We start from the raw sequence: 14,806 nt of genomic DNA, 5'->3' as shown, positions 1-14,806 counted from the left end.
ACACCCACCACTAATTTGCACCTTCTTAAGATTCCGCCTACGCTTTAATTTTGCACTCAAAGGATTGAGGAAACCAAACTATGGCAACTGCCCGTAAAAAACAAATCAGTTTAACCGACACCAAATACTATCACTGTATCTCCCGCTGTGTAAGGCGCGCCTTTTTATGCGGTGAAGATAAATTTACTGGAAAATCATACGAACACCGCCGTGATTGGGTTGAAGAAAAGCTCCTGATGCTGGGCTCCGTGTTTTGTATTGATATCTGTGCTTATGCCGTGATGAGTAATCACACCCACATTGTTTTATATGTTGATGATAAAAAGGCTAAGTGTCTGTCGGATAAAGCGATTGTGATACGGTGGCACAAGCTGTTTAAAGGCAATTGGATAACCCATAAGCTCGTTGAGGGAGAACCACTCAATGAATCGGAACAATTGATATTCGATGAGCATGTCGCCAAGTACAGGGAAAGGCTCGCAGATATTAGCTGGTTTATGCGAGTGCTTAACGAAGACATCGCCCGCCGAGCAAATAAAGAAGATAATTGTACAGGCCGTTTTTGGGAAGGACGGTTTAAATCCCAAGCATTACTGGATGAGGCCGCATTGGCAGCTTGTCTCGCTTACGTAGACTTAAACCCCATTAGAGCCAAAATCGCAGCAACGCCTGAGACCTCAGACTACACCAGCATCAAAAAACGCATCGACCACGCTAAGCTGGGCAAACAACCAAAAAGCCTACTACGCTTTGCTGGTAGCCCACGAAAACATATGCCTAAAGGCCTGCCCTTTGAATTCAAGTCCTATATTGAATTAGTTGAGCTCACGGGCAAATGTATTCGCGCCGATAAACGCGGTTATATCAACGAAGCGCAACCTATTCTTACTCGATTAAATATAGAACCTGAAAACTGGATAAAACTCACTACGCAGTTTTCTCGGGTATTCCACGGTGCTGTTGGTCGAGAGCGAACAATAACCGCTTACTGTGAAACACTGCAAAAACGACGACGGACAAACCTAACAAACTGTGAGCGCTTGTTGGCTTAGCAGAGCAAGCTTTTCAACTCTAGAATTTCTTACTGTTGTATTTACAGCGCCTTGTCGTGCGCGATAAACCTGTTTTGTTGAATAGATACGCCTGAGCGCTAAAAATTAGCCTATCTATAAACGTTTTTGACCAAAGTGGTTGAAGTATTTTTATACTTTTTTACTTCACTTCCTCAGCTTGGATATTAATAGTGATGGATGTCACTTATTTCTTACTTTCCTTATTTCTTACTTATTTCTTTTATCTATTTATTAGCTTTCATTGGCCAACTCAATTTGACCACTATTTTTAACCTCAGATGCAGCCTAAATTTGATAAGTCTTTAACTGGCTTTTTAAAGCCTTCAACTTTGCTTCTAGATCACCGTAGATATCCGCATCCTCATTAAAAAAAATAGTGTTACGCGTTAAATAGTCCACCGCGCCTTTGGATTGCTTGACGAGTTCTGAGCTAGCAATCGAGTTTGAATCCAGCTTCTCTTTGAGAAGGGATGCAAAACAGCTCGCTATCTCAGAAGCGTCGAATGGTTCATGATCTGTTTTCATTAGGAAGTCAATGAAGAAGTAAAAGTACGTATTAAATAACACATTAGGCATAACTCTTAGTTCATTTGCCCTTTCAATTACGCTGCGAGAAAATGCTGCTGAAATAGACTCGTTAGACTGGTTAAAAAACGTATTTTTGGCATAAGCTAAATCGGGATCACAGCCATAACCTGAAAGCTGCTCTTGCCATATACTTTCGATTGATTGTGTTTCTGTATTATTCATAAAACCTCTTAATAAAAAGAGTAGAAAGCCTACTCCTGCAGCAATTGATAATTAAGGCTAGTCAAACATGCAGCCGATTTATAGTGATGGGTGTCATTGATTTATTCTTTCTTGTTTTCTGTTTTTGATGCAAATAGTAGTGGGTGTCCCTTGTTTTTCCCTTGTTTTTTCCCTGATGAATCGTAGTGGGTGTCACATGTTTTTTCCTGTAGTGGGTGTCACTTGCTTTTTTGCTTTTCTGATGAATCGTAGTGGGTGTCACATGTTTCTCTTGTCACTGATGAATCGTAGTGGGTGTCACATGTTTTTTCCTGTAGTGGGTGTCACTTGCTTTTTCACTTGCTTTTTCGCTTGTTTTTTCGACACAGATATTGCACCTGACTATTGTGACGCAGTTATTGAGCTGTTTTTACTTGCGACGACTCCACTTCGATGTGACGGCCCATTTGATTTCGCTAATAGCCAACTGAGTAAAGGGCTCAGTGAAAAAGGGCTAGCGTTGAATGGCAGCTCTAACGAGTGGCATACTCCACCTGTAGATGCGTTGTTTATTCACCGCAAACTGGCGGGGTTATATTTAATCGCAGTAAAATTACAAGCTAAGGTAGACTTAACAGCACTGCAAGCATACTTATAATAACGGCCTGCCAGTAAGCAGGCCTTGGGTCATTACAACATGCTTTTTAGCACGCCATCTTTTCTTATAAAGTGATGATAAAGCGCCGCTCCAATATGAACTGCAAGTACTGCAATCAGTAGCAATACAGCAAAATCATGTCCTTCGCGAAATACAGCAAAGTATTCGATGTAAGGCACCATTGCGGCTGGAATGGTGAAAAAGTCGAACACCACTATTGGTCGCGCTGCATAATACTGCATCAACAGGCCGCTAGTCGGTATGATTAACATCAATGCGTAAAGCAGCCAGTGGCTGAATTTGGCCAGTTTGACTTGTATTGTCGACATCCCAGATGGCAAGCTAGGTGTCGATGACTTTATTCTAATAAGAAAGCGCAATAAAAGTAGCAAAAGTGCCAGCACACCAAATGATTTATGTAGCCCAAGTAAGGTAAGCTGCCAAGGCTCAAGCGCACGTACCATCGCAAGTCCGGCAAAAATCATGGCAAAGATAAGTAATGCCATAGACCAGTGAAGCACTCTCATCGCGAGATTAAATCGTGTTATTTGATTAATCATTCACTGTCTCCTCAAGTGCGCCCATCAATTGCTCCTTAGCCCTACGGCGATAAGACTCTGCATAGGCAGCAGAGCGCGCTCTTAGAATTGGATCTTCGGTTGCTTTAACACCGCTAGGTAATATCAAGGGATCAAAATTGAGCGCATGGCAGTTCCCCGATAATTGCGGTTGCCAATGCGTTATGAAGATCTCTCCTGCATCTACCTTCGCGCGGTTACTGGGCCAAAGTTTGGCTGGATTATTTTCATCATCTTCTTGCTTGGCAAATATAAACTGCCAATTGAAGCGTACAGCTCCTTTCTCTAATCGAGTTGCAAATTCTTGCTGTAGCGCGTCTTTGCCTGTGTAAGGATTTTTACTTTCTTCATTTAGTGGCAGCATTTTCCAGCGAATAGCCTGACGCTGCGCTTTTTCATCAACCAAATAAAACGCATTAATACTATGATAAGTCTCAAGGGCAAAACTCGAGCTTGGCGTGTAACTCGCTTTCCATGCCAAAAAATCCGCACTCTCAGGGTGCCCAGCAAAAAAGTCTTTTACTGCCTCTTTGCCCTGCTTCAGAGCAACAATTTGCTGATAAAAATCATGCGGATTCGTTACCGCCATCACTGGAGGCGTATTCATCGCAATATTCCAACGCTGAGCACCTGTTACGAAGCTCAGCGCAAAGCTCCTTACTGGTGCAGTCAACTCCGCAGCGTGCGGATTATTTCCAGCAATGGACAATCGACCAATAAATGGATGCGTGCCGGCTTTAAAAACGGTTGCGTCTGAGTACTGAGATAGCCGCCCATTCGATTTAAACTCTCCTGACACACAAATCCCTTTTGCGTGTGCCCTACGAAACCCAGGGAAGTGGTTTTGTCCTTGTTGCAAATCGACAAATTGCTGGGCGGTGACTTGCTCGGTTTGCGCTTGTGTTAATGGTGAAAGTGACAACGCAACAGCAAGGCTCGCAACATAAAACCCCTTTTCTAACAAGGATACAGATGTGTATTTCACAAAACGGCTCCTAAGTTAAGCCAGTTTGCCGAATTAGTGACTTATATACAGCGCAAACTGGTCGTGAATAACTAATGCCATCAATAGACCTCTAGTACGAACGTTTCCTTTCACTTATTTTGATTGTAATCCTGATGTTTACGCTATGCTTTGTTATCTACCCGCCTATCGTTATTTAACTCGGGGCAATTTAAAAACACGGCGAAATTGCTTAAGCGGAGTAAATACTGTACTCTTGCCCGCCGCCCAATACAGAGTACAAAATCATGAGCTTTAGCCACCTAGGTTTAGCCCCAGAAATAAATCAAGCCGTTGTCGAACAAGGTTACGACAAACCGACTCCCATTCAAGAGCAAGCCATTCCTGCTATTTTAGAAGGCAGAGACGTGATGGCTGCGGCGCAAACGGGAACGGGTAAAACAGCGGGCTTTACATTACCTTTGTTGCAAAAGCTGATTGCCGGTACTAAGCCACGTGCGAACAATGTACGCGCGTTAATTCTAACGCCAACCAGAGAGCTTGCTGACCAAGTATGGCAAAGTGTTTCGCTGTACAGTAAACACCTGCCTATCAGCTCTGAAGTTGTATACGGCGGTGTGAAGATCAATCCGCAAATGATGAAGCTGCGTAAAGGCATTGATGTTTTAGTGGCAACACCTGGGCGATTACTCGACCTTTACCAGCAAAATGCTGTCAAATTTGATGACCTTGAAGTATTGGTATTGGATGAAGCCGACCGTATGCTAGACATGGGCTTTATTCACGATATCAAGCGCATTATCAAAGTATTGCCAAGCCGCAGACAAAACTTGATGTTCTCTGCCACTTTCTCTGAAGAGATTAGAGCATTGGCAAAAGGGCTAATTCATGATCCAGTAGAGATTTCTGTGGCACCAGCAAACAGCACCGCAAAAAGCGTGACTCAATGGGTGTACCCGGTAGACAAAAGTAAACGTACGAGCTTACTCAAGCATTTAGTGCAAACGCATGATTGGCAACAAGTGTTGGTATTCACCCGCACAAAACACGGTGCCAACCGCTTGGTTAAGGATCTAGAAAAAGACAAGATCAATGCCGCAGCAATCCATGGTAATAAAAGCCAAAGCGCTCGCATGAAAGCCCTTGCTGGCTTTAAAAATGGTGAAGTACGTGTACTTGTTGCCACTGATATTGTGGCACGGGGCTTGGATATTCAAGAGTTGCCTCATGTCGTGAACTTTGACCTGCCAAATGTTTACGAAGATTATGTTCACCGTATCGGTAGAACAGGCCGCGCTGGTGCGACAGGTGAAGCTATTTCGTTTGTAACCCAAGAGACCGCAAGCGACTTATTTGGCATTGAGCGATTAATTCAACAGTTGGTGCCGCGTAAAGTGGAGCCTGGGTTTGAACCGCAACTTGCCGTACCTGAGTCAAAATTAGATACGCGCCCAATTAAGCCGAAAAAGCCAAAGAAACCGAAAAAACCAAAGGCGACAGACGCTGAGCAAGCACCTTCCGCTCAGCCGAAAAACAAACCTAAGCAAAATTCAGGTCCTCGCAACAATAAGCCGAGTGGCAACGGTAAACCTGCTGGTAATAACAATGGCAACCGTAGACGTCGCCCATCATCGTCTGCAAACAAGCCAAAGAGACAACACGCTGGAGAAAAACGTACACCACGCCAGAAGCCCACTTCTGGCAATTAATAATTAATGGTGTAAGCAGGTGTAATAGCATTTGCAACACCTTCTCCTAAGCTAAAAAGGCTGTTAATCGTAACAGCCTTTTTTCGTCAAAGGAGCTAGACAATGAATATCTTGAAATTGATACTGTTCACATTGTTTGGTAGTACATTTTTAGCGCACGCTGGTACGCAATATGTGACCCAAGCTGCGAGCAATATCACAGAAACCTCCGCTCAATTAAACGGCTACTCCGCCTCTACTATTGGTTTAAGTGGAGAAACGTTTGATTATGGCCCAACCACTAACTACGGCTACAGCGTACTCGCAACACCGGCTGGTGTGAATGGCCCGGTTAGCGCACAAATAGCGAACCTAGAGTGCGGCAGCGAATATCATTTCCGTTTTCGAGGAGATCCAAAGCCACCTCGCACCACCATTCAAGGGGAAGACTTAACCTTCACTACAGCCCCATGTGGCCCGACGATTTTTACTAATGTGTCGTTTGAAACCGGCGGACAATATTACTTCGTTGCAGAAAATAATGGCGGTAATACAGTAAACGCCAATCGTATTGCGATTGGCCCTTGGGAACGGTTTAATCTTATCGATGTCAACGGCGGTAACCTGTTTGATGGCGACACCATCCACATTCAAACAGCCACTGGCTATTACTTTGTTGCAGAGCAAGGTGGGGGCGCTGAGTTAAATGCCAACCGAACGGTGGCTTCTATTTGGGAAACCTTCACGATTGAGTTGCCGAATAACCCCGGCGCTTTGATCCAAAATGGCGATAAAGTGGCGCTGAAGTCAATCAATGGTCACTATATCCAAGCCGCAGGTAATGGTGGCGCGGGAGCCAATGTGCATCCTACCGTCATAGGCTGTAATGCCACTTATCCCTGTTCATGGGAAATGTTTAAGATTATTTTTTAACGCACTTGGCTGTGGTAAAAAATTTTATCACGGCCTTACACGCGCTATCCGTTCGAGCCATGTTATAATTGCTGTTTTAGAACTACAGAGACAGCGACTTTGACTCAGCCACTTTTTTCAAGTACCTCACTTTCCAGCGCCTTACTCGATAACCTCGCGTCATTGGGGTATCACACCATGACTGACATTCAAGCACAAACCTTACCGCTTATCTTAGCGGGTAAAGATGTCATTGGCCAAGGTAAAACAGGCTCAGGTAAAACCGCCGCTTTCTCTTTAGGACTATTACATAATTTAAACGTGAAACGCTTTCGCGTGCAGGCGCTCGTGGTATGCCCAACTCGAGAGCTTGCCGATCAGGTTGCGGTTGAAATTCGCAAGCTTGCCCGTGCAGTCCATAACATCAAAGTGTTAGCGCTGTGCGGTGGTGCACCTATGGGTCCGCAGATTGGCTCTCTTGAACACGGTGCGCACATCATTGTGGGCACGCCTGGGCGTATTGAAGAGCACCTGCGCAAAGGCCGTTTGTCGCTAGATGAAGTGAATACCTTTGTACTGGATGAAGCGGATCGCATGTTGGAGATGGGCTTTGAAGAGTCACTACAGTGCATCATAGATCACTGCCCTACAGCACGCCAAAACCTGTTATTTAGTGCTACCTACCCACCAAAAATAGAGCAGCTCGCGCAGCACATCATGAAAGATGCAGCCAAAGTCACAGTTGAAGCAACACATGACGATAGCTCAATTGAACAGTACTTTTACGAAGTCGACAATAACGATGCAAGATTGCCTGCGGTACAAAAGCTGTTAATGCAATTTCAACCAAACTCAGCGGTTATCTTCTGCAACACCAAGGCTGAGTGCCAGAACGTATGCGACAGCCTGTATAGCCTAGGTTTTGATGCGGCTGCACTTCATGGTGACTTAGAGCAAAAAGACCGTGATCGCACATTGGTTCGTTTTGCGAATAAGAGCGTGACCATTTTATTGGCAACGGATGTCGCAGCCCGGGGTATCGACGTCGATCACGTAGATATGGTGATCAACTACCATATCGCCCATGACCCAGAAGTACATGTTCACCGCGTTGGCAGAACCGGGCGCGCAGGCAATAAAGGGGTGGCATGCTCTTTGATGAGCTATAAGGAATCACATAAAGTAAACGCCCTCGAAGACTATTTAGGCAAGACCATTGAGCCCAATACCCTGCCAAGCGATCAAGTATTAAATAACAAAATTAACCGGGCACCGATGGTAACCATTCAAATCGACGGCGGTAAAAAAGCAAAATTAAGACCGGGTGATATCTTAGGTGCACTGACCTCAAATCAAGCGTTAAAAGGTGACCAAATCGGCAAAATAAAAGTCACCGCGATGTCATCATACGTTGCGGTTGAGCGCAGTGTTGCCAACGTGGCGCTTAAAACAATCTCAGAAGGAAAAATGAAAGGCCGTAACTTTAGAGCTCGTAAAGTGACAAAATAACAGATAACTTTCCTTTCCCTTCGGTGGTCAACTTTTCCCTGACCACCACGACTTTAGATTAGCTCAGCAATTACTCGCCTATTTATAACCTATTTCCACCACAGGGGTTTAAATCTGCACAATGACCCCAAGGTCTTAGTTAAGCAAACACTTTAAAGGAGTTTATCTATGAAGACCTTAATCATTGGTGCCAGTGGTCAAATTGGAAAAATGACGACAAAGAAAATGCTGGAACAAGGCCATGACGTCGTGGCGTTAGTGCGCAATAAAAGTAAACTAGCTGATCTTCAGTCTGAGCAACTCACTATCATAGAGCAAGACCTCGAAGGCGATTTTAGTTCAGCCTTTGACAACGTCGAGCAGGTAATATTTAGCGCAGGCTCTGGTGGAGAGACTGGAGCGGATAAAACCCTACTTATTGATTTGTGGGCCGCCATTAAAGCCATTAACTATGCTGTGAAAGCAAACGTTAAACATTTTATTATGGTCAGCTCTATTGGTGCTGACGATCCTGATTACATTGAAAGTGAAATCAAACCGTACTTGGTAGCCAAACACATGGCTGACCAACACCTACAGAAAAGTATTGTAAACTACACCATCGTCCGACCGGGTGCATTACAAAATGAGCCTGCAACTGGGGGATTCTCGACCGCACGCCCTGCAAATAGAGAAGATGCCGTAATAAGTCGAGAGAATGTCGCAGACGCGCTAGCTTACCTTGCCACTCAACATCCTCAGAACCTCACATTTGAGCTATTTAATGGCAAGCAGTCAGTCGAACAAACGCTGCGCTAATAGGGCAGCTATGTCTCGGGGTTTAACGCCTCGGGGCAAACTTAGGTGCTTTAATTTGGCTAAGTGTTGAAAATATTTATCGCTTCGCTGACATAAAAAGCTTGCTTTAAAAAATGCAATTCTATATTATCCCTCTCTTGCTTTAACTTCCTCTCAAAATAAAGCAAACCTCAAGTAATGCCTCCTTGCCTTGATCCAGTAAGTCCGCATAAAAAATACAAGTAGAGCTTAATATAGTCAGGCGAAATCAAGCCAATTAAAAAAATTGGTATAAGCTGTCATACCCATATCGGGTCGTTGCGAGGACAGTGTCTTCTGTTCGCTAAACTGTAATGAAGCTCATCTACTATCAAAAGCATCAGCTAATTTGCTGTGCATTATAAAAGTGAGTTTTATTATGTCATATACATATAACGGAACAGAGATCCGTGTTGAGCAACCAATTCGCTCAATTTCGGTGAACAAATCTAAAGTGATCTTTGCTGACGGCACAGGCCGTAAAATCACACAATTCGCCAATGGCGGCGAAGCACGTCAATTTCTGAGCTGGTTAACTTCAGCTCAGTAATCGCTAAAACGTCGAGCTTGCTCGACGTTTGCCATCCTAATAAAACAAATGAACTAAATACTCAGATTCGCAGCTGTTTAATCGCTTTGATTAGGTCTTTGTCGCTGATTCGCGTTGACTTTAATTTGCCGATTAACTTTTTAGCACCTAGGGTATTTCCTTGGAGCATATAGAGCTGGCTTAAACGTAACCGTGCCCAGTTTTTATCTGGACCATCTGTACTGAGCTCAAGTGTTAAATACGTTTGTAATGCTGCGATCCCCTCATCTACATTAACCTCTGAAAACACCGCCGTCCGACCAATTTGGTAAAGCCCCGCAGCGTAATGCTTTGCTTCCTTAATTACTATTAAAGTTCTAAAAAACGCAAATGCACCATCGTAATGTTTGATACTCTGCAGCGCTATTCCAGCTTTAAACAACACTGCTTCATCAATAGTTTTGCGTTCAAGCAAGGTGTTAGTATATGTTATCAACGCTTCATCATTGCCAGTCAGCAAATAAAAGTCGATCCATAGCTTCATTGCGGCATGGGAAGATAAGGCTTCTATCGCCCTTATCTGTCGCACCGCCTTGGCCTCAGAGCCACCTGCAATGCTTGGTGCTGAAAGGTAGAAATAGAACAACCCTTGCAGCGCTTTGATATGCGTTGCGTCTTTGTCTATTGCCGCTAAAAACGCATCTTCTGTGTTGCTGGCATAACTCAGTTTTGAAAATATAGAAGCATGCTTTATCTGCTCTGCATTTACCTTGGCGTACCAATAATACTCATCCGCACTGTTAGGCTCGAGACGCAGTGCTTTTTCAAGGTACTCTTCTGCTTCATCAAATTGATTCGACGCCAACTTAACTCTGCCAAGATAATAGAACGACTCATTTGGATGCGTTTCTTGCAGCGCCAGAAAAGCTTGCTCAGCATCCACTATCGCCTGTTGCTCAAATAGTATTTTGGCATGCTCCAATGCATCGGTAATATTCGGCATCGCAAACACTTTTGGAGTTACCACTAGTATCATCATTAAACAAAGTACTTTATTCATCTGAAACATTATTTGCTCCCCCTTGCTTGACAGTGATTAAGCTGTTTTTTGTAAAACAGGATGCCCAAGGTGCCAACCACAGCGGGTAACAACCATGGCACTAGCTGCCAAGCCCCAGGCATTAGCTGCGCTAACCAATGACGTCCACCCACCGCAAAAAATGCCGTATATACCGCAATCCCAGCGCCTAAAATGGTACTCATATGCTCCAGCACCCACTCTCGTGGTTTGAGTGTTGGTTTAAATATGTAGAACAACATAGTAGCGACAGTAGAGAGCACAATAAGTGAAAATATTAGATAGAGCGTACTGCCAAATGTAAGCGCAGTGTACAACACTCGCCCACCCGTTGCCGCTAAGAGCCCAATCAGCAATAAATGAGACCCGCTTCTTAATCGCTCTCGGTGCTGTTTAGCCGCTAAAACCAAGCTCGAATGACGAATATTTGCCAACACCAATACTGACAGCATCAGTAAAAATTCACTTAATTGACGTTGCTTCAATACCAGCTGTTGCCCTAGCGCCTGATCAATGTGTTGAGAGGGGTAACGGATCGCCAATGGGTCGTAGATCACAATTAGGCACATGACAATGCCACTGACGGAAACTAGCCACATACACCAAGTAAATATTTTTCCCCATAGTCTATGCTGTGGGCTGCCTTTTACGGTCACGACTGGAACCCAAAATACAATTAGCGCAATAGCACCAATAATTATGTGCAAATACAAAGCAAACTGATGAACAATAAGCATAACAATTTCTCTTTTACGATTTTGGTCTTTAGCTTAACGTCACTACATTTGGAGTGCCTGTCCCAGACGTCATGATGTAAAACCATGACTTTTGGCCTATAGGCACAACCTTGTTACTTTGTCATACTTAGTGAAGAAAACGGCACGAGGACATAAGCGTTGGCATTCAGCACATTAATCGCAAATCGAGATATGAGAGACCTACTGGCGCTGATGACTTGGGTTGCCCTTTTCGCTATTTCAGTTTACATAACGAATCAACAGCCTGAAGCGCCCGAAATATCTCTATTTAGCAGCTTCTTCTGTTTTTATGCGCTTGGCTATCTCATTGGCACATGTGAGCAATGTAAACACAAATTACGATGGCTTGCGCTAGTCCTTATGCTATTTTCAGCTTTTGCCTGTGGCTGGATCCTGCAATTTGGATACCTATCCATTCTTACCATTATCTGGGTTGCCGTTGTCGCTTATTTGCTCCCCATTCGCGTATCAGCTTGCTCCACTCTCATCATCGTATTGGCCTGGTTTACAATGCAGAGTGTAAAGCAACAGCATCTACTTTGGATTGAGGGATTACTATATGGCTTGTTTCACTTATTCGCCTTGCTATTAGCCACCACCCATCAACGAGAACAGCAAGCTAGGGTTGAGCTACAAAATCAACATGCTCAGTTGCAATCCACACAACACTTGCTTTCTGAGCTGTCGAAGCACTCTGAGCGCACCCGCATCGCGCGGGACTTACACGATCTGTTAGGTCATCACCTCACGGCACTCAGTATTAAGTTGCAAATAGCGCAAAGAATGACTGCCGACGCACCAGCCCAGCAGCAAATCCTAGAATGTCAAAGCGTAGCTAAGTTACTACTCAATGATGTACGAGATGCCGTGGATATGCTCAGACAGCACAGAGATATTGATTTTCATCAATCGCTTACCTTACTACTCCAACATACTCCTGAGCTAAAAGTGCATGCAACCATTCCACAACATATTGCTGTTGACGATAGCCATATAGCACAAGTGCTGCTGCGCTGTGTTCAAGAAGCAATAACCAACAGCCTAAGACACAGTCATGCGAAGCAATTTTGGATTGTAATGACGCAAGATGAAGAAAAGCTTTTCGTCAATATGCATGATGATGGCTATATCAGTGAACAATGGCAAAAAGGGAATGGTTTAACGGGGATGTCTGAACGCGTATCTGAGTGTGGTGGCCACTTGCATCTCTATGAGCACAATCGTGCCCTACACTATAAAATTGAACTCCCGTTAACTCCACAGTAAGGACGATATTGATGAAAGTAGTCGTGGTTGACGACCAGAAACTCGTAAGAGAAGGCATTGTCACTTTATTACAATTTAACGAAGAAGTTGAAGTGATTGCCCAGTACGACAATGGTCAGATGTTACTTGATGGGCTATCAGAGGTTTCACCTGATATTATTCTACTGGATCTATCCATGCCAATTATGAACGGTATCGCTACTTTGAAGCAGCTAAATAGTCGCGGTATAACGATCCCAGTATTAGTGCTAACAACCTTTGATGACCCCAAACTCGTTCTGGACAGCTTAAGTAATGGAGCCAAAGGCTTTGTACTCAAAGATATCGCTCTGGATTCGTTGGTGAATGCAATGAAAACCATCCTCAATGGTGAAACCTACTTTCAACCGGCAATTACAGAAACCCTATTAAAGTATGCACCAAAACTCGACAATGATTTTTCTGAGTTCAAAGCCACAGAGACGCTTAGCGTACGAGAAATAGAGGTATTGAGACTGGTTGCAAATGGTTATTCCAACAAGGAAATAGCCGAAGCCTTACACAAGTCAGAAGGCACAATCAAAAATCACGTCTCCAATTTACTTTCTAAACTGGGTGTGAGGGATAGAACCCGTGCGGTGCTATTAGCAATCGAGATGGGAATATTACAGTAGCTTAAACAAAGCGCACCAATTTACCCCTGAGCAGATTGGTGCATCGTCACGGCGCTTAGCAATAGTAAGCTTCAACCGTTCCTTTTGATTTAATTAGCAAAGGCTGACCTCGGCGATCTAGCGCTTTTGGCGCAGCGACTTTGATCCAGCCTTCACTAATGCAATACTCTTCAACATCGGTACGTTCTTTTCCATTAAAACGAATGCCAATGTGGTGCTCTAGTATTTCTTTAGCATAATGTGGGCTGCGAGGATTGATAGAAAGTCTATCTGGTAGTGCTGGTTTTTCGATTGAATCTGTCATCGTTTTTCTTCAATTATTTAAGCATGCTGTATTGTAGGTAATCCCACGCGTGCGCTCAATAGCTGAGCGTCTTATAATCGCAATTGAATTAAAAACTGTATCGATTTAAGAGCACTATGAGGCCTCTGAAGTTTAGCTAACGTTATTACTTAGAAATGCCTTGGCACATTCACCCACGTATCGACGGCCAGGATTATCTCCACTCAACCATTCTTCCACAGTAAACAGCTCAAATAGACCGATTTTACACAGCGTTGGGATTGCAAGCTTTAGCTCGTCCTCTACTTGTCCTCGCTCACCAGCATTGTAAAGGTCAATGTTATGCAACATAGTTGCTACTGTACCCGTTTGCACTCTACTACCATCTTTTAATTGTACCGATGGTAAGCACTCACCTTCTCTTACTACCTTTTGATTTACCGCAGCCAACTGCTCAGTGTTTTCTACATTTTTCATCAATATATGCTTCCTATAAATAAAATACCCATCCCCCTTGCACTCTCCACTTTTCTCGATAAGATAAACAATGAAGTTAACACAAGGAAACAAGTATGAAACTTAAATTAAACAAAAAGGCGATTAAGTCCCTTTCAAAAGATTTACAAGACTTACCAATGGCGCAAACCCCAAATATTGCAGGTGCTGGCAATCCACCTTTATACCCAGAAAGCAAGTTCGATCAAGGCTGTCCTTGGTTTACACACTTTCAGGTTCGAACTTGTCCAAATCCGTATTAATGCGCCATTGTGGGTAAGTACTCTTACCCACTAAACTTGTTATAACACCTTTACCATAAAATACTTACAGCCATCTTTAGGGTAATGTTCTTGGATCCATTGGGTCTCATAGCCATGCTTTTCATAAAATGGCATTGCCTGAAAATTTAAGGTATCGAGTAAGCATTTCACGCACCCTCTTTGTTTGGCTGCCGCTTCTAGGCTTTCTAGTATCTGTGAGCCGATATTTTGACCCCTTAGTGTCTCAGAAACCCACAAAGTATCAAGCAACAACCAGTTGCCAAAAGTACGCGCGGCTGCACCTGCAACAACCTCTCCAGACTCACCCTTTACTTCAACCGCCAATGGAAGACGCTCTGTGACCTCCCAATTAGCCCAGTTAAACTCGCTAATTTTACTACTTAAAAAATCGACAAATTGTTGCTCAGGATTTTCTACCACGGATATTTTCACTACTGCGCTCCGGTTGATATCGTTGAACTAAGGTAATTGTTGTTCGCTTTAGTATTGTCACCTATCATAGCGAACAAAGTACCTATAAAGGAATCATCTAT

At 43.8% G+C, this 14,806-nt stretch carries 18 protein-coding genes; 10 read left to right on the top strand and 8 right to left on the bottom strand.

What is annotated here, in order from left to right:
- The first annotated feature begins 80 nt into the window (after positions 1-80).
- Positions 81-1,052: a transposase gene (locus GSF13_RS10570; protein WP_211868213.1), complete on the top strand. Its 972-nt coding sequence runs from the start codon at positions 81-83 to the stop codon at positions 1,050-1,052.
- A gap of 306 nt (positions 1,053-1,358) precedes the next feature.
- Here the strand turns inward: GSF13_RS10570 and GSF13_RS10565 are convergent, their stop codons facing one another.
- Positions 1,359-1,823 (bottom strand): hypothetical protein, encoded by a 465-nt coding sequence (locus GSF13_RS10565; RefSeq protein ID WP_010607246.1) that lies wholly within the window; start codon positions 1,821-1,823, stop codon positions 1,359-1,361.
- A 301-nt stretch (positions 1,824-2,124) separates the two neighbouring features.
- On the opposite strand from GSF13_RS10565, the gene GSF13_RS10560 reads away from it, so the two are divergent.
- Positions 2,125-2,460, top strand: a complete 336-nt coding sequence (locus GSF13_RS10560) for a hypothetical protein (protein WP_211868211.1) — start codon at positions 2,125-2,127, stop codon at positions 2,458-2,460.
- A gap of 32 nt (positions 2,461-2,492) precedes the next feature.
- Here the strand turns inward: GSF13_RS10560 and GSF13_RS10555 are convergent, their stop codons facing one another.
- Together GSF13_RS10555 and GSF13_RS10550 are read right to left on the bottom strand one after the other, a co-directional pair.
- On the bottom strand, positions 2,493-3,020 hold the full coding sequence (locus tag GSF13_RS10555; RefSeq protein WP_211868209.1) for a cytochrome b: 528 nt from the start codon (positions 3,018-3,020) through the stop codon (positions 2,493-2,495).
- Entirely contained in the window at positions 3,013-4,023 is a 1,011-nt protein-coding gene (locus tag GSF13_RS10550; protein ID WP_211868207.1) for a catalase family peroxidase, read from the bottom strand. Before GSF13_RS10550 ends, GSF13_RS10555 begins: the two co-directional genes overlap by 8 nt.
- Positions 4,024-4,289: 266 nt before the next feature.
- Here GSF13_RS10550 and GSF13_RS10545 point away from each other — a divergent pair, with 266 nt between their 5' ends.
- The 5 genes from GSF13_RS10545 to GSF13_RS10525 all read left to right on the top strand — a co-directional run bounded on the left by GSF13_RS10545 (position 4,290) and on the right by GSF13_RS10525 (position 9,477).
- Positions 4,290-5,711 carry a DEAD/DEAH box helicase gene (locus GSF13_RS10545; RefSeq protein ID WP_211868205.1) on the top strand — a complete coding sequence of 474 codons (1,422 nt, stop codon included), beginning with the start codon at positions 4,290-4,292 and terminating at the stop codon, positions 5,709-5,711.
- Positions 5,712-5,813: 102 nt separating this feature from the next.
- Positions 5,814-6,623 carry a peptidase S8 gene (locus GSF13_RS10540; protein ID WP_010370681.1) on the top strand — a complete coding sequence of 270 codons (810 nt, stop codon included), beginning with the start codon at positions 5,814-5,816 and terminating at the stop codon, positions 6,621-6,623.
- 99 nt (positions 6,624-6,722) lie between these two features.
- A complete protein-coding gene (gene dbpA / locus GSF13_RS10535) occupies positions 6,723-8,111 on the top strand; it encodes an ATP-dependent RNA helicase DbpA (protein WP_045989590.1) in 1,389 nt (462 codons plus the stop codon).
- Between the two features lie 168 nt (positions 8,112-8,279).
- Positions 8,280-8,909, top strand: coding sequence for an SDR family oxidoreductase (locus GSF13_RS10530; RefSeq protein ID WP_211868203.1), 630 nt, complete (start codon positions 8,280-8,282; stop codon positions 8,907-8,909).
- 397 nt (positions 8,910-9,306) lie between these two features.
- Positions 9,307-9,477 carry a hypothetical protein gene (locus GSF13_RS10525; RefSeq protein WP_099642116.1) on the top strand — a complete coding sequence of 57 codons (171 nt, stop codon included), beginning with the start codon at positions 9,307-9,309 and terminating at the stop codon, positions 9,475-9,477.
- 61 nt (positions 9,478-9,538) lie between these two features.
- On the opposite strand, the gene GSF13_RS10520 is transcribed toward GSF13_RS10525, so the two are convergent.
- Both GSF13_RS10520 and GSF13_RS10515 read right to left on the bottom strand, forming a co-directional pair.
- Complete coding sequence (locus tag GSF13_RS10520) at positions 9,539-10,525, bottom strand: tetratricopeptide repeat protein (protein ID WP_211868201.1); 987 nt, start codon at positions 10,523-10,525, stop codon at positions 9,539-9,541.
- Positions 10,525-11,271 carry a hypothetical protein gene (locus tag GSF13_RS10515; protein ID WP_010607254.1) on the bottom strand — a complete coding sequence of 249 codons (747 nt, stop codon included), beginning with the start codon at positions 11,269-11,271 and terminating at the stop codon, positions 10,525-10,527. Before GSF13_RS10515 ends, GSF13_RS10520 begins: the two co-directional genes overlap by 1 nt.
- A gap of 159 nt (positions 11,272-11,430) precedes the next feature.
- On the opposite strand from GSF13_RS10515, the gene GSF13_RS10510 reads away from it, so the two are divergent.
- A complete protein-coding gene (locus tag GSF13_RS10510; protein ID WP_010607255.1) occupies positions 11,431-12,558 on the top strand; it encodes a histidine kinase in 1,128 nt (375 codons plus the stop codon).
- Between the two features lie 11 nt (positions 12,559-12,569).
- Positions 12,570-13,211 carry a response regulator transcription factor gene (locus GSF13_RS10505; RefSeq protein ID WP_211868200.1) on the top strand — a complete coding sequence of 214 codons (642 nt, stop codon included), beginning with the start codon at positions 12,570-12,572 and terminating at the stop codon, positions 13,209-13,211.
- A gap of 55 nt (positions 13,212-13,266) precedes the next feature.
- Here the strand turns inward: GSF13_RS10505 and GSF13_RS10500 are convergent, their stop codons facing one another.
- Together GSF13_RS10500 and GSF13_RS10495 are read right to left on the bottom strand one after the other, a co-directional pair.
- A complete protein-coding gene (locus GSF13_RS10500; protein WP_102056316.1) occupies positions 13,267-13,515 on the bottom strand; it encodes a DUF3297 family protein in 249 nt (82 codons plus the stop codon).
- A 132-nt stretch (positions 13,516-13,647) separates the two neighbouring features.
- Positions 13,648-13,971, bottom strand: a complete 324-nt coding sequence (locus tag GSF13_RS10495; protein WP_010607258.1) for a hypothetical protein — start codon at positions 13,969-13,971, stop codon at positions 13,648-13,650.
- 95 nt (positions 13,972-14,066) lie between these two features.
- Here GSF13_RS10495 and GSF13_RS10490 point away from each other — a divergent pair, with 95 nt between their 5' ends.
- Positions 14,067-14,252, top strand: coding sequence for a hypothetical protein (locus GSF13_RS10490; RefSeq protein WP_010607259.1), 186 nt, complete (start codon positions 14,067-14,069; stop codon positions 14,250-14,252).
- Positions 14,253-14,291: 39 nt separating this feature from the next.
- On the opposite strand, the gene GSF13_RS10485 is transcribed toward GSF13_RS10490, so the two are convergent.
- Complete coding sequence (locus GSF13_RS10485) at positions 14,292-14,705, bottom strand: GNAT family N-acetyltransferase (RefSeq protein ID WP_029215910.1); 414 nt, start codon at positions 14,703-14,705, stop codon at positions 14,292-14,294.
- Positions 14,706-14,806: the final 101 nt, after the last annotated feature.

Origin of the sequence: Pseudoalteromonas sp. M8, from assembly GCF_018141365.1 — a bacterium.
Lineage (GTDB): Bacteria > Pseudomonadota > Gammaproteobacteria > Enterobacterales > Alteromonadaceae > Pseudoalteromonas.
This window is presented reverse-complemented; position numbering and strand designations above follow the sequence as displayed.

Coding starts and splice junctions, on each gene's coding strand:
- GSF13_RS10570 (WP_211868213.1), top strand. CDS start 81: ATGGCAACTGCCCGTAAAAAACAAATCAGTTTAACCGACACCAAATAC.
- GSF13_RS10565 (WP_010607246.1), bottom strand. CDS start 1,823: ATGAATAATACAGAAACACAATCAATCGAAAGTATATGGCAAGAGCAG.
- GSF13_RS10560 (WP_211868211.1), top strand. CDS start 2,125: ATGTTTTTTCCTGTAGTGGGTGTCACTTGCTTTTTCACTTGCTTTTTC.
- GSF13_RS10555 (WP_211868209.1), bottom strand. CDS start 3,020: ATGATTAATCAAATAACACGATTTAATCTCGCGATGAGAGTGCTTCAC.
- GSF13_RS10545 (WP_211868205.1), top strand. CDS start 4,290: ATGAGCTTTAGCCACCTAGGTTTAGCCCCAGAAATAAATCAAGCCGTT.
- GSF13_RS10540 (WP_010370681.1), top strand. CDS start 5,814: ATGAATATCTTGAAATTGATACTGTTCACATTGTTTGGTAGTACATTT.
- GSF13_RS10530 (WP_211868203.1), top strand. CDS start 8,280: ATGAAGACCTTAATCATTGGTGCCAGTGGTCAAATTGGAAAAATGACG.
- GSF13_RS10525 (WP_099642116.1), top strand. CDS start 9,307: ATGTCATATACATATAACGGAACAGAGATCCGTGTTGAGCAACCAATT.
- GSF13_RS10520 (WP_211868201.1), bottom strand. CDS start 10,525: ATGTTTCAGATGAATAAAGTACTTTGTTTAATGATGATACTAGTGGTA.
- GSF13_RS10515 (WP_010607254.1), bottom strand. CDS start 11,271: ATGCTTATTGTTCATCAGTTTGCTTTGTATTTGCACATAATTATTGGT.
- GSF13_RS10505 (WP_211868200.1), top strand. CDS start 12,570: ATGAAAGTAGTCGTGGTTGACGACCAGAAACTCGTAAGAGAAGGCATT.
- GSF13_RS10500 (WP_102056316.1), bottom strand. CDS start 13,515: ATGACAGATTCAATCGAAAAACCAGCACTACCAGATAGACTTTCTATC.
- GSF13_RS10495 (WP_010607258.1), bottom strand. CDS start 13,971: ATGAAAAATGTAGAAAACACTGAGCAGTTGGCTGCGGTAAATCAAAAG.
- GSF13_RS10490 (WP_010607259.1), top strand. CDS start 14,067: ATGAAACTTAAATTAAACAAAAAGGCGATTAAGTCCCTTTCAAAAGAT.